The organism is Rubritalea marina DSM 17716 (assembly GCF_000378105.1).
Lineage (GTDB): Bacteria > Verrucomicrobiota > Verrucomicrobiia > Verrucomicrobiales > Akkermansiaceae > Rubritalea > Rubritalea marina.
Window position 1 is genome coordinate 15,595 of sequence record NZ_KB899256.1, and the last position, 14,252, is coordinate 29,846.

Below are 14,252 nucleotides of genomic sequence, written 5' to 3' on the forward strand. Positions count from 1 at the left end.
GGTTTCTAGTTTTTGAGGAATATTGGGGTTTGGGTTTTGTGTATTGGGAGTTGTGTTGGGCTGGGAAATGATTTTAGTCCTTAAAAAGCGGGCGTTGCAGAGCATTTGCATGGGAGCGTCGCTCGAGAGTTTGAATCTCTCGAATGAACTGCCCAACGTTCTCAAACTGGCGGTACACTGAAACATAGCGCACGTAAGCGACTGGGTCGATCTCGTGCAACTTGTCCATGACTTTACCGCCGATGATGTCCGAGGGGCATTCCGACAAATGATCCTTGTGCAACTCAGCTAGAATCTCCTCAACCGCTCGGTCGAGTCGATCCATCGATACTGGGCGCTTCTCACACGCTTTCACCAAACCTCTGAGCAACTTTTCACGGTTCACGACCTGGCGGGTACCATCGCGTTTCACCACTCTAAGCTCAGTGCGTTCGATCTGTTCATACGTGGTGTAGCGATAGCCACAGGCCAGACAGGCACGACGACGACGCGTCGATGTTCCGTCTTTCGACATCCTTGAGTCGATGACCTTGTCTTCGAGTGAACCACATTGAATACAGCGCATAATTTCTTAAATCGTTTTCCTTCATGACCGCATCTGAACGCGCTGTCTATGATAAAATTCACGAAAAAAATCATGCTTTCTACACAGTTAAGTCACCTAAAATAAAAGTTTTAAAAGAAACATCCTATCCTCAAGTTATTCACAAAATTTACCTAAAATTTCTAAGATATTCTCACTTGGCAAAAGTAGCAAGGGATGCATAGTGCGGCAGTCATGAGCGAACAGCCCAGCGAATTGATTGAAAAGTCTGAAGCAAAATCGATGCGTCAGGATCTGATGGTATTGACCAAAGTTCGTTTAAACATCTTTGTCTTAATCACCACGCTCTTTGGCTTCATTCTTGCTGCCAAATCCCAAGCTGGCGGGATGAAGGTCGGCATGATTGATTGGTGGTTGCTCTTCCACACCCTGATCGGTACAGCGGCGGCGGCCTTCGGCTCAGCCGTATTCAACCAGTTGATGGAAATCGAGTCAGACCGCAAGATGGCTCGCACAGAAAACCGGCCGCTCCCCGCCAACAGAGTCACCCCGCCCTTCGCCTTCGGCCTCGGATGGATCCTCTCAGCTTTTGGAGTCATTCACTTGGGCAACATGGTGAATGCTGAAGCGGCCTACATCGCCGCAGCCACCATCGCCATCTATGTCTTCATCTACACGCCAATGAAGCGTGAGCACTCGGCCAACACACTCGTGGGAGCCATCCCTGGCGCCACGCCCCCCATGATCGGGTGGGCTGCAGGAGGCGGCACCTGGTACTCAGTCGAATCATGGTACCTCTTTGCCCTTCTCTTCCTTTGGCAGCTCCCACACTTTGTGGCAATCAATTGGTTCTGCCGCGAGCAATATGAAGACGCGGGCTACATCATGTGGTCCAATGGCGACGTCAGTGGCAAAAAGACCGCCAAACTAGCCTTCATTTACTCCGCAATGCTCGCTCTCCTCGCGCCGCTAGCGAGCCTTCCAAGCATCAACCTTGCAGGATGGCTCTACGGAGTCGGCGGTTTGCTCGCCGGCGCCTACATGTGCAAGCTCTCAGCCGATTTTGGACGTATTGGTGATCGCAAGTCCTCACGCAAGCTCTTCTTCTTCACCTTACTCTACCTCCCATTCATTCTGATTCTTCTGACCATTAGCTGGCGCTAAGCTAGCAACTTCATCACCACTGCCATCATGGACGTATCCCAACTTGAGCCCGCAGACCGCGACCCCAAAGCCATTCGCCGCACCGTCATCACCTTGATCCTCACCATGATCATTGGCGGCGTTGTCATCTGGGTGAAATACAATGCTCAGCAAGAACGCGACCGCGAAGAACAAGTGGAAGGGCGCTCGCCACGCATCAACCGACTCAACCGCAATTTTGCGGGCGTCTGCCAAGATGGCAATGTGCGCGGTCTCCACGACCTCGAAGGAAAAGTCTGGGTTGTAGCCCCCATCGTGCCCAATCAGCCGCACGAAAATGCCATCCAACTCCAGAAAATGCAGGAACTCTCCAAGACCTTTGGTGAGCGCGATGATTTTCACCTCGTGTGCATCTCAGTAGCTGACCCTCAAGAGTTCGGCTACGAAGCCCTCGCGACCTTGGCTAAAGAACAAAACGCCGACATCAACAAATGGTGGTTCATGGCTGCGGAGCGCGACTCCGCCATCGGCTTCCTCAAAGACCACCTCAAGATGGCCCACATCAATGAGCGCAAGGGGGAAGAAGCCGAAAAGCTCGGAGTTTACGACGTGCCAGCCATGCTTCGCGTGGTTGACCAAAGCCGCCGCGTCCGTGGTGAGCATCAACAATTCGACTTCGACTTCGCCCACTACAAGACCGAGGAAACCCAGCAAGCAATCAAAGACAACCCAGCGCTCATGGCTGACGACGTCGATCCAGAAGTCGCTGATGTCCGCGACTTTTACCTCCACATGGATGCTCGTTGGACCGAGCGCATGCACAAGGTCATCAACTACAGCTTCAATGAGACCGAAACCGATAGCGACCCTGACTACATCACTGCGATTGTGGTCACCCTCGCCATCCTCGGCGCCATCTTCATCCAGATCCTACGCCTTCGCCGCAAAGCCAAGCTGTAACCCGTTCCAGTAAAAAAGCCAAAGTTCCCATCGAATAGAACCCTAGGTTTCGCCCTCCCACACCCAGCTCGCCAGAGCTTCTGACTCCTCCGCTTAACCAATAACTTGTAACCATCCGCCAATTCTCATGTCACAACGCAGCAAAGTCATAGCCATCTATTCAGGAGTCGCCGTCATTGTCGCCATTCTACTCGTGATTTTCAACTGGCTAGGTGCCCAGCGCAAAGCCAAGTCTGACGCAGCCCACACCGAACACCTACGCCAGCTCCAAGCAGGCGGCATCGAAGTGGTAGCGCCACTCACACCCCTCGACAAGCAACTCACCGCCGACCTCGCTGGCACCAACCAAGACGGCGACGCGGTTAGCCTCTTCGATCTCAAAGGTAAGGTCTTCGTCTTCGCACAATTCTATAGCCGCTGCAGCATGTGCCTGGGTTACAACAAACAAGTCATCACCGAGCTGCAGAAAGCCCTCAGTGGCAACCCAAACGTGCACTTCGTCACCGTCACCATCGACCCAGAGTTCGACACCCCCGAAAAACTCAAAGAGTCCGCCGAAGTCTGGGGCGCCGACTCCAAGAACTGGTGGATGCTCAACGTCCCCAAGGACACCCTCACCTCCTACTGCCGCGAACAGCTCTGGTACATCGACTTCACCGAAAATAAAAAGAAAACGAGCGCAGCAGACGCACTCAACCACGACATGGGCATCGCCGTGATCGATACCAACAGCAAGCTTCGCGCCAAAGTCAACCTCTTCGAACTCCTCGAAAACGACCAAGTCGAGCTCTACGAAGTCAAGAAGAGCCAAATCATCGACGTCGTCAACATGGCCCTCAAAGAAGCCGGCAAGTGACCCCCATCTAGCCTCTACCTTTTCATCACCCCAAAGGAATGAACTACTCCGAATACCTCAAACGCCCGGCCAAGCCGCAGCTCGAGCGCAAGCTCAAGATCACCGCTTGGATCCTCACCGCAGCCGTCCTCATCTTGGTGGGTCTCATGCGCCGCCCAGAGCTCCGCATCCCACTCCCAGAAGGCGTAAGCCTAGGGTTCCTCCCCCCCATCCACGCCGCGCTCAACTCGGTAGTCGCCCTCGCACTCATCGTCGCCGTCTGGGGAATCAAACAAAAGAACATCCTGCTCCACAAGCGCGCCATCGCCGTCGCCATGATCAGCTCGGTACTCTTCCTGCTCGGCTACGTAGCCTACCACTTCACCACCGAAGAAATCCGCTACGGCGGAGAAGGCACCATGCGTGTCGTCTACTTCTTCTTCCTCATCAGCCACATCGTGCTCGCCGGCGTCAGCCTCCCATTCATCCTCTTCACCTGGATCAATGGCGTGGTCAACCAATTCGCCAAACACCGCAAACTCGCACGCTGGGTCTTCCCCATGTGGCTCTACGTAGCCATCACCGGCCCGATCTGCTACTTCCTGCTCCAGCCTTACTATCCCTAGTTTTTTGGAAAGTAGCCAGTGGCACGTGGCAAGTAGCTAGTATTTTCAGCGAAAACCTAGGGTTCCTTGTTAAAGTCAGAACTCAAAAGTGAAATCTGAAAAGTGCTTCACCTAAGGCTCAACTCCACATCGACCCCGGAGGGGTCACAAAAGGTAGCACTAGGTCGAGCGGTAGCGAAAACCTAGGGTTCCTTGCCCAAGCATAAACCTCGGCCCCAGCGGCGCGGTGGGCGCGAGCAATGCTCACAAAAGTATTGCACAATTTTTCGTTATCACGTACGTTATTGATATGAAGACTGTGACAGCCACTTCCGCGCGCACGAACCTCTACCGCATGATCGACTCTACCTTGAACGATCATGAACCGGTGCAGATTACAGGAAAAAGAGGCAACGCCATTCTTGTTGGCGAAAGCGATTGGCGATCCATTCAAGAGACCCTCCACCTGCTCAGCATCCCTGGAATGCGTCAGTCCATTGTCGATGGCATGAACACTCCAACATCAGACTGCAGCGATAGCATCGACCTGTGAACTACCAGCTCGCATACACGAAGCAGGCTCAGAAAGACGCTAAAAAGCTCAAAGGTAGCCACCTCGCTAAAAAAGCAAAAGACTTACTCAGCCTCATCAGTGAGGATCCATTTGCCGATCCTCCCCCCTTCGAAGCACTAGTGGGAGATCTCAAAGGAGCCTATTCACGCAGAATCAACATCCAACACCGACTCGTCTATCAAGTCGTCGAAGAGGAAAAGACAGTCAAAGTCCTCCGCCTCTGGACGTACTATAGTTAAGCCCCTGAGCCTAAACCTAGGGTTCTTGCCTGCTAATACTTCAACTCCCAGCCCCCATGCAGCTGGCGCTGCAGCCTTCCGCCAAAGCGGCAGCTCGCGCGACCGCACTCCAAAGCAAAAAGCATTTTACCTTTTGCCGATTCCCTCTTACCTTCCAGCGCAACGGCCAAACCTAGGGTTCTTAGGTTCCATCATGCTGGCTCTGAAAACTGCCAACTGAAAACTGCCAACTGAATACTTTTTCCCATGAAAACCATCAGCTTCCAAGACACTGCATTCGCTTCCTTTGTGGCCGACCTCGATCGCCGTGCGATCCCTAGCCAAGAGCTCTACCAAACCGTGGCTGGCATCATCGAAAGCGTGCGCCAAGGTGGCAATAAAGCGGTCTTCGAATACACCTCAAAGTTCGACAAACTCGACCTCACCGACGACACACTCTTCGTCACCGAAGCCGAACTCGCCGAAGCCGAAGCACTCGTGGAGGACTCCGTCAAAGAAGCAATCGCCGCCTCCAAGAAAAATGTCCACGCCTTTGCCCAGCGCAGCATGCGCCAGGATTGGAAATACCACAATGCCGAGGGTGCTGAAGTGGGCGAACGCTTCGTCCCCTACGACCGCGTCGGCGTCTACATCCCGGGAGGCAAAGCACCCCTCGTGTCCACCGCACTCATGACCGCCGCTATTGGTCAAGCGGTCGGCGTCACCGACATCCTAGCCGCCACCCCAGCCGGCCCAGATGGCAAGGTGAACCCATCACTCCTCTACGCGCTCAAAGAATCTGGCGCCACCCAAATCATCAAAGTCGGCGGTGCCCAGGCAATCGCCGCCATGGCGCTCGGCACCGAGACCGTGGTCCCAGTCGAAAAAATCTTCGGCCCCGGCAATAGCTTCGTGGTAGAAGCCAAACGCCAGCTTGTAGGCGCCGTCTCGATCGACCTTCTCCCTGGGCCAAGTGAGGTCCTCATCATTGCCGACGACTCCGCAAACCCAGGGTTCATCGCAGCCGACATGCTCGCCCAAGCCGAACACGGCGGCGACAGCATCGTCGGATTCGCCACCACCTCACGCGAACTCCTCGTCAAAGTAGAAGCCGAGATCGAGCGCCAAACCAAGCTCCTCTCCCGCGCCGACTACATCCGCAAGGTGCTCGACGCCGGAACCTTCTGCCTCGTCACCGAGTCGCTCGACCAAGCGATCGAAATCTGCAATGCCTTTGCCCCTGAGCACCTCTCACTCATCGTCGATAACGAAGAGGCGTGGCTCGATAAAGTCAAAACCGCAGGTGCCATCTACGTGGGCAACTTCGCCGCCGTCGCCGTCGGCGACTTCCTAGCCGGCCCGTCCCACACCCTACCCACCGGCGGCTCAGGCAAATCATTCTCCGGCATCCGCGCCGACCAATTCCAGCGCCGCACCTCAATCGTGCGCATGGACCAAGCCTCAGTCCAAGCCTCAGAAAAACACGTCGCCGAATTCGCTCGCGTCGAAGGCCTAGACGCTCACGGCGCCTCAGTCAGCATCCGCGCAAACCACAAAGCCTAGGCTGAGTGGTCACGAGTTATTAGCTCCCTAGCTTGCCGCGGCACCTCTACAGCCGGTGGGACGACTGTCCTTAGTCGTCCGGCTAGGGTGTTGCCGCATCCTCCTTCCCGCTTCGCATATTGCGATCCCGATGCTTAACGAAACTCTGAAGGGCTCTCAACCCGCTGTGACCCCTAAAGTGCTCGACCGCTCGGACTGCGTGCTCTGCCGCTAATCCTTCTCGAGCTCGCTTTGGTAGACCACCCCGTAGATGTCCCAGACGGTGACGAAGAGGGCGCAAATGATGGGACCAATAATAAAGCCCACGGCACCAAACATGAAGATACCGCCGAGTGTGCCAATCAGGATGTAAAGGTCTGGCAAGTTCGCATCTTTCCCCACCAAGATTGGCCGCAACACATTATCGACAGATGCCACCACACCGGCGCCCCAGGCCAATAGCAAGCAGCCCGCCATGTAGTCCCCACGGATGAGCAACCACACCACTGCTGGCCCCCAAACGAGTGGCGTCCCGATCCCCGGAATCACCGAAAGCACCATCATGATTGCCGACCAAAAAACGGCCCCTTCCACACCGGCCGCATAGAGCCCCACGCCACCCAGTGCACCCTGGATAAAGCCAATCACTACCGAGCCCTTCAGCGTGGCTCTTGTGACCTGAGTGAAACGACCCAACATCGCATCTCGGTGTTCTCTATTGAGTGGCAAATAATGCATCATTTTACGCACAATGCTCGGGCCATCGATCAAGAAAAAGAACATCGCGTATAGCATCACAAAACAATTCAGCATGAAAGACGCCACTCCAGTGGTCATCGATGTGAGACTACTCATGATCACGGTAGCCACCTTGCTGGCTCCCTGACCTAGGATCTCAACGATTTTCTCTTGTTCTGGAAGAAATGCCTCAATTTCTGGGAAATGAGAGCTCAACCATAGGCTGCTCTCTTCAATACTGGTGTGCTCCATCTGAAACTGCAGCCAAGAAAATGCTGAGTCACTCACACGGTACGCCTGCCCCACCACCACACTGGTTAAGGCGACCAACGGCAAACCAATCAACAACAAAGCCAGCATGATCGTGACCACAGACGCCAGCACCTTCCTGCCCTTCAAGGCGATCCGCAACTTGCGGTACACAGGCTGCAATAAGCCTGCAAAAATCCCAGCCAACAACAATGGCATCAAGAAATCCTTCACCACAAACAAAAATAGAATGGTGATCCCCACGGCCAACAACAGCACTGCAGAACGTTGGAATCGGCCAGAATCACGATTTGGAGAATCATCCATACCTAACTGATATGAACCCTCATGCAAAATGAGCAAGCTCGAAAGAGTCCCAGCCAAACAAATGCAGCTCCCACTCACAGCACTCAAGCAACAAACTAGAGTGCCAATCAACCTACCTTTTTCAACATTCGCACGCGGATAAACTCCTGGCCCACGCTGTCGATGGGGCTGTCAGATCGATCAACCACACGCTCTTGGTCGGCAACTCTAGCGCCTCAATCACAGCTCATTCCATTCAAGCGTTTGACAAATCTGCGTGACAATCTTCATCCCTCATTAATCTTCGTCTGCCAAATTAAGACCATAAGCCTCAATTCCCCAGAGCCTCGAGATTACCGACACACAAGCATGCATTGGATCAAACTATTCCTCATTTCGCTCTCCCTCATTCACGTCACCATCGCCGCAGACCTTTCAGACCTCACCTACACCAGTGATGGCAGCGGCATCACCATCACAGATTGCCTGACATCAGCCTCAGGCGCGATGGACATCCCCAACACCATCGATGGCTTACCAGTGGTGGCAATTGATTCTGAAGCATTCAAAAGCTGCAACCAGATCACGAGCATGACCATGCCGAACACGGTCACCAGCATTGGTTCCTATTGCTTCTTTAACTGCCTCAAGCTTGAGAGCATCCAGCTTTCTACCGGCCTCACATCGATCAGCACAGCGACGTTCCGCGCCTGCTACGCGCTAGACAACCTCGTCATACCAGAAGGGGTCGAAAGTATTAACACCTACGCCTTTATTGGCTGCACGGGACTCAAGTCCATCTCGCTTCCCTCCACCCTTGACTCGATCGGAGCCTACGCATTCATCATCTGTTCTGAGCTGGAGAGCATCGAGATCCCATCTGGGGTGAGCACGCTTTCTAAAAATATGTTTGTCGACTGCGTGAAGCTGAGCACGGTCACTCTCAATGAAGGACTCCAGAGCATCGCAGCCGATGTGTTCTACGACTGCAGTTCACTGACAACCTTGAACATCCCATCGACCGTGAGTTCAATCAACTCCAGTGCGTTCAACAATGCTGATGCCTTGACGACGGTGAACATTCACCCAAACAACACAAGCTACGCCGCGAGTGGTGGCTCAGTCGTCAGCTCAGACCTCACGGAACTGCTCTTTGTCACCAAGGGCACCACAGGTGACTACACAGTGCCCTTCAGCGTCACCAGCATCGCCAACTCAGCCATACAAAATTGCAAGTCCATCACCAGCCTCACCTTAAACAGCGCGATCACCAGCTTTGACCTCAGTTATGTTTCTGGCTGCAACAACTTGGCGGCCTTGAACGTCAGCGCTGGGAACCCTAGCTTTTCGAGTAGTAATGGTGTGCTCTACAACCTTGCAGGCACTGAGCTCGTCGCCTACCCGATTGCGGCGGCTGGGAGCTTCACCATTCCAGAGGGCGTGTCCAGCATCACGGCCGAAGCATTTAGCAATTGTGATGCTCTCACAGCCGTCACTTTTGCCAGCACCCTAGACACCATTGGCAGCTCAGCCTTTGAAGGCTGTGGCGAGCTTGTCAGTGTCGATGGATCCAGCAGCTTGGTCACCACCTTCCCGAGTAAATGCTTCAGAAACTGCCCCAAGCTTAGCAGCATCACCTTTCCTAGTAGCCTGAACACTCTGGGCTCACAGTGCTTCGAACAATGCGATGGCCTCATCACCTTCGATGCTCCAGCCTCCATACACACCGTGGGCAGTAGTGCCTTTGAGGAATGTGATGCGCTCGAGACCGTGGCATTTTACCACAGCTCCCTGAGCCTAGGATCTAGCTCATTCTATAGCTGCAATAACTTAGCCAATGTGACTCTTCCAGATGGGCTGGGTAGCGTTCCTGAAAATTGCTTCGGCTATTGCACTTCATTGCAAAGCTTCACCTTTCCGAGTAATGTCTCCGAGATTGAAGACTACGCCTTCACCAGTTGCACAGCCCTCACCACACTGAGCATCCCACACGGCGTGACCAGCATCGGCGAAGAAAGCTTTGCCTATTGTGAGGAACTCACCAGTGTCACCTTCCCTAGCACCCTCGATTACATTGGAGTCTACGCGTTTGGAGAATGCTACAAGCTTCACACCATCAACTTCTCGACTGGCCTCACCACCATTGATGAAGAAGCCTTTATTGAATGCTACGCCCTCACCAGTATCGATCTACCAGAAGGAATCGAGACCTTGGAGCAATCCGTTTTCTATGGATGCGAAAACCTCCTAAGCCTCACGATCCCCAATTCCTTGGAAGAATTCCGCGCCGACATCGTCTACCGTTGTTCCTCACTCACCGAGATCAAACTGCGCGCTGGCAACCCACTCTACAACGTCACAGATGGGGTGCTCTACTCGCTGGATGGCTCTGAACTCATCTTCTACCCGCCGGGATTCATCGGCGCGTTTACCATTCCAGAAGCAGTGACGAGCATTGCGGACGAAGCCTTTGAATACTGCACAGGCCTCACCAGCATCACCTTCTCCAGCACACTCAGCAGTATTGGCCAGAACGCGTTCCGTGATTGTTCCAACCTCACCACCGTAGACATGACCAGCCAGGTCACCACCATCCCGTCCTATTGCTTCTACCGCTGCTATTCCCTAGCCAACATCACCTTCCCAGCGGGGCTCACCCACATCAATTCCTATGCCTTCGCCTACTGTGATGGCTTGATCAACCTCGAAATCCCCGACGGAGTTAGCACCTTGGGTTTCCGAGTGTTTTACCAATGCGACAACTTGCGCACCATCACTCTACCCAGCACCCTAAGTAGCTGGGATAGCAAAACCTTCGAAGGCTCCAAGCTACTCGAGTCCGTGATCTTCCGAGGCAATGCCATCGACGTTGCTGATGGCGAGCACTTCAAGAGCACAAACGATGCACTCACCGTCTACTACTTTGATGGAACCACAGGCTACTCCGACACCTACGACACCGCCTCGGCAGTATCCATTGATGAAGGCCTCTACCCAGCCGCACTCTGGATGCTAGAGTCAGGCTTTGATTTCGATGCAGACATGACTCAGGACGCCAATGGCGACGGTGTCACCATCCTAGAAGCCTACGCCTTCGGACTCGATCCCGAAGCCACCAACAACCCAAGCGACATCCCTAGCGCAAAACTCATCGACGGCAAACTCACCCTCGTGCTCGATTACGAAGCCGAGAACGTGCATTATCAGGTACTGCGAAGCAGCGACCTCGATAGTTGGTCCTACCTCGGCTTTGAAAACGATTACAGCAATGGCGTTCGTACCGTCACCTACCCCGCCACCAACGACCAACACTTCATCAAGATCAACCTCTACTTGCTAACCTCCGAGAATAGCTAAAGCAACGTCGGCTTGATCAGGCATGTGCCCTCCCCAATTGATAATAAAATAGCGGAGAAACCTAGGGTTCCTCCGCTATGAAATGTTTCGCTTTCTACTGCTTACTCTATGGCAGCAACCTAGCCACTAGCGTGGGAGTGGGAAGGCGCGGTTGAAGGCGTAGACTTCCTCGCGGATGGCGTGGAGCTTGGCTTCATCGTCGCGGTTCTCGATCGCTGCATGGATAAAGTCAGCCACCTGCACAGCGTGTGCTTCTTTCATGCCGCGCGATGTCACTGCTGGAGTACCGATGCGGATACCGGATGGCTTGAATGGGCCAGCGGTGTCGAAAGGAATCGAGTTCTTGTTCACGGTGATACCAGCCTCATCGAGGGCGGTGGAGACGATGGAACCGTCGATCCCCATTGGACGGAAGTCCACAAGGAGAAGGTGGTTGTCAGTGCCGCCGGAAACGATGCGGTAGCCGTGCTCCGCAAGGCGTGCTGCAATGGCTTGCGCGTTCTTCACCACCTGCGCTGAGTATTCCTTGAAGCCAGGTTTGAGTGCTTCACCGAAGCACACTGCCTTGGCTGCGATCACGTGCATGAGCGGCCCCCCCTGGATTCCTGGGAACACCGTGGAGTCGATCTTCTTCGCATGTTCTTCCTTACAAAGAATGACACCACCGCGTGGGCCACGGAGTGACTTGTGCGTGGTAGAAGTGACGAAGTCTGCGTGAGGCACTGGGTTCGGGTGAACGCCCGCGGCCACGAGACCAGCGATGTGCGCCATGTCCACAAAGAGGTAAGCACCCACCTTCTTAGCAATCTGCCCCATGCGTTCGAAATCGATCGTACGTGGGTAAGCTGAAGCACCCGTGGTGATGAGCGCTGGTTGGAATTCTACCGCAGCAGCTTCGAGCGCATCGTAGTCGATTCTCTCGTCTTCTTCGCTCACTCCGTAGTGCTGAACATCATAGAACTTCCCAGAGAAGTTTGCCTTGTGGCCGTGTGTGAGGTGACCACCGTGCGCGAGATCCATGGTGAGGATCTTGTCGCCTGGCTTGAGCACTGAGAAGTACACCGCAGTGTTCGCCTGTGATCCAGAGTGCGGCTGCACGTTCGCGTGGTCAGCACCAAAGAGTTCCTTGAGTCGGTCGATCGCGATCTGCTCGATCACGTCCACGTGCTCACAACCACCGTACCAACGGCGGCCTGGGTAGCCCTCGGCGTACTTGTTGGTGAGGAGGGAACCCTGGGCTTCCTGAACCGCGCGGGATGTAAAGTTTTCTGAAGCAATAAGCTCGATGTTGTTGCGCTGGCGCAGTGTCTCTTCCTGCATTGCCTCGAAGACAGCTGGATCAGAAACAGCAATCGCGCTACCGGAGGCCTTGGTGATGCGGCGCTCGTGGCGACCACCTGCGAAGGCCTCGCTGAGGAATGTGTCTACCATGGCGAGCGCAGTCGCTTCGTCCACGTGCTTTTGACCGATGCAAAGGATGTTGGCGTTGTTGTGCTCGCGGGCTACCTGTGTGTCTTCTACAGACTGCACATTCGCAGCGCGCACACCAATGAAGCGATTCGCTGCCATGCTCACACCCACACCTGAAGTGCAGACCAAGATACCAAACTCAAATTGGCCCTGGCTCACTTCTACCGCCACGTCGTTGGCGAAGTCTGCGTAGTCCACAGAATCCTTGGAGTCTGTGCCGTAGTCCTTGAGCTCGAAACCCTTAGCGGTGAGGTGACGCACGATCGCGTCTTTGTGCTCTACTCCGCCGTGGTCGGCGCCTACTGCAATTCGGATGCTGGAATCACTCATAAAATTATCTCTGTGGAATTAAGAAATTGGTGTTGAGTGACTTTCCTTATGTTCGCAAAAAACGCAACCGTAGAATGCAATCTGTGGTGCTTTTTTTGAAACCAAACACAGTCGATCTGGCTAAATGCTTCGGTAGGGATGGCTTTCCCTCGACCCCAGCCGAGCTGCCCATTGGGCAGAAGCCGTCCAGTAGTGCACCGATCGAGAAAACCCAGGATTCCTTTCGCTAAAGGCGAAAACCATATCAGCCTAGGGTCAGGGCGGCAAAGCCGCATGCAACCCTAGGTTCGACAAACAAACAACGTAGGCTGTAGGCCTACAACATATTGGTCATACCTTGGGTGCTAAGAATTGCTGAATTCACGACGCAACGGCAGTTCGCGCTCCCAAAAGATACGCACCCAAGCCAGCTGGGCGGTTCCAGTCGCCGCTAAAGCTATGACGGACACGGTTGGAAAACCATCCCTGCCCGACTTCACGTTCGCCCGTGATCTAAGCTTGTGCCTCAATCGGATTCTAAACTAATCATCAACTAATGAGCTATGGATCTGCTTACGCTTAAAAAACTCTCTTCCAGCAATTTCTGAAATCGAATCACAGAGAGACACAGAGTATGTATCATTATTCTCAAAACGCATGACGGCATATGGGTAATCTTCCACCAAAGGGAGATCTGAAGTTATTCTTATAACAACCTGCGCCTCAGACTCACCCACTACTTCAAAAGTGAATTCTTGAGAATATGCCTCCATCTCCAAGGATTCAGCATCCAGCACATCCATTGTGAATGCTTGCTGATCTAGCATCCCTGTTCCATCAGGATTGTAGGTAATAGAAGCATTGCCGAACAACGACTTCAAGGTCACTCGTTGTTTAGCAGAGAGATTGGTACGTTCTTCGAGATAAGTCCAAGTACGCTCACCATCAGACTCCCAAGTCCCATAAATTTTCGAGTGTTGTTCCTCACATGAAATTAAGCACACTGCGAATATCGATATAGTAGTCAATCGTCCTATCATAATGCTCTCAAATCTGGTCATCCGCCCTCACACCAAATCCCCACCGCAGCTCCAGCAGACGGCTAGGGTGCCAGGGCTTAGTTCGCCGCATGTGGGGCAGGTCAATTCCTCGTTAGGGTCTGCGCTGGGAGCTTCAAGGTAAGCGCGGATCAAGTCGACTCCACGCTCGACCTCAGCCTCCTCTAGAATACACAAGGCAGGCGTCACCTCTGGAATCGGGATGGTTGTGCTTGAGGCATGCTCGTTGCGCAGGTAGGTGCTAATCCCCTCAGCCTCCAGCAGGCTCTGCAAATGGCCAATTGTTGCGCTGTCTCGGTCTCGATACACTTCTATCATGGCTCTTTAATGCTTGCCTAAAACAC

General features: G+C 53.8%; 13 protein-coding genes. 8 read left to right on the forward strand and 5 right to left on the reverse strand.

Going from position 1 to position 14,252, the window contains the following annotated elements; all coding sequences use genetic code 11:
* Positions 1–73: 73 nt before the first annotated feature.
* On the reverse strand, positions 74–565 hold the full coding sequence (gene nrdR, locus F454_RS0108985) for a transcriptional regulator NrdR (RefSeq protein WP_018970320.1): 492 nt from the start codon (positions 563–565) through the stop codon (positions 74–76).
* A gap of 213 nt (positions 566–778) precedes the next feature.
* On the opposite strand from nrdR, the gene cyoE reads away from it, so the two are divergent.
* From cyoE to hisD, 7 genes are all read left to right on the forward strand, one after another.
* Entirely contained in the window at positions 779–1,708 is a 930-nt protein-coding gene (cyoE, locus tag F454_RS0108990) for a heme o synthase (RefSeq protein WP_018970321.1), read from the forward strand.
* 27 nt (positions 1,709–1,735) lie between these two features.
* Entirely contained in the window at positions 1,736–2,647 is a 912-nt protein-coding gene (locus F454_RS0108995) for a hypothetical protein (protein WP_018970322.1), read from the forward strand.
* A gap of 127 nt (positions 2,648–2,774) precedes the next feature.
* Complete coding sequence (locus tag F454_RS15785) at positions 2,775–3,503, forward strand: SCO family protein (protein ID WP_018970323.1); 729 nt, start codon at positions 2,775–2,777, stop codon at positions 3,501–3,503.
* 38 nt (positions 3,504–3,541) lie between these two features.
* Positions 3,542–4,108 carry a DUF420 domain-containing protein gene (locus F454_RS0109005; protein WP_018970324.1) on the forward strand — a complete coding sequence of 189 codons (567 nt, stop codon included), beginning with the start codon at positions 3,542–3,544 and terminating at the stop codon, positions 4,106–4,108.
* A 289-nt stretch (positions 4,109–4,397) separates the two neighbouring features.
* Positions 4,398–4,640 carry a type II toxin-antitoxin system Phd/YefM family antitoxin gene (locus F454_RS0109010; protein ID WP_018970325.1) on the forward strand — a complete coding sequence of 81 codons (243 nt, stop codon included), beginning with the start codon at positions 4,398–4,400 and terminating at the stop codon, positions 4,638–4,640.
* Positions 4,637–4,900, forward strand: a complete 264-nt coding sequence (locus tag F454_RS0109015) for a Txe/YoeB family addiction module toxin (protein ID WP_018970326.1) — start codon at positions 4,637–4,639, stop codon at positions 4,898–4,900. Before F454_RS0109010 ends, F454_RS0109015 begins: the two co-directional genes overlap by 4 nt.
* 246 nt (positions 4,901–5,146) lie before the next feature.
* The gene (gene hisD / locus F454_RS0109020; protein WP_018970328.1) at positions 5,147–6,442 is read left to right on the forward strand and encodes a histidinol dehydrogenase; all 1,296 of its coding nucleotides are present in this window, start codon (positions 5,147–5,149) and stop codon (positions 6,440–6,442) included.
* Positions 6,443–6,652: 210 nt separating this feature from the next.
* On the opposite strand, the gene F454_RS14740 is transcribed toward hisD, so the two are convergent.
* A complete protein-coding gene (locus tag F454_RS14740) occupies positions 6,653–7,735 on the reverse strand; it encodes an AI-2E family transporter (protein WP_018970329.1) in 1,083 nt (360 codons plus the stop codon).
* Between the two features lie 348 nt (positions 7,736–8,083).
* Between F454_RS14740 and F454_RS0109035 the strand changes: the two genes are divergently transcribed.
* Positions 8,084–11,071, forward strand: coding sequence for a leucine-rich repeat domain-containing protein (locus F454_RS0109035; RefSeq protein WP_026292813.1), 2,988 nt, complete (start codon positions 8,084–8,086; stop codon positions 11,069–11,071).
* A gap of 126 nt (positions 11,072–11,197) precedes the next feature.
* Here the strand turns inward: F454_RS0109035 and F454_RS0109040 are convergent, their stop codons facing one another.
* The 3 genes from F454_RS0109040 to F454_RS0109055 form a co-directional block, all read right to left on the reverse strand.
* The gene (locus F454_RS0109040) at positions 11,198–12,871 is read right to left on the reverse strand and encodes a serine hydroxymethyltransferase (RefSeq protein WP_018970331.1); all 1,674 of its coding nucleotides are present in this window, start codon (positions 12,869–12,871) and stop codon (positions 11,198–11,200) included.
* Positions 12,872–13,392: 521 nt separating this feature from the next.
* Positions 13,393–13,890 carry a hypothetical protein gene (locus tag F454_RS0109050; RefSeq protein ID WP_156817219.1) on the reverse strand — a complete coding sequence of 166 codons (498 nt, stop codon included), beginning with the start codon at positions 13,888–13,890 and terminating at the stop codon, positions 13,393–13,395.
* A gap of 27 nt (positions 13,891–13,917) precedes the next feature.
* Positions 13,918–14,226 (reverse strand): putative signal transducing protein, encoded by a 309-nt coding sequence (locus F454_RS0109055; RefSeq protein WP_018970334.1) that lies wholly within the window; start codon positions 14,224–14,226, stop codon positions 13,918–13,920.
* Between the last annotated feature and the right edge of the window lie 26 nt (positions 14,227–14,252).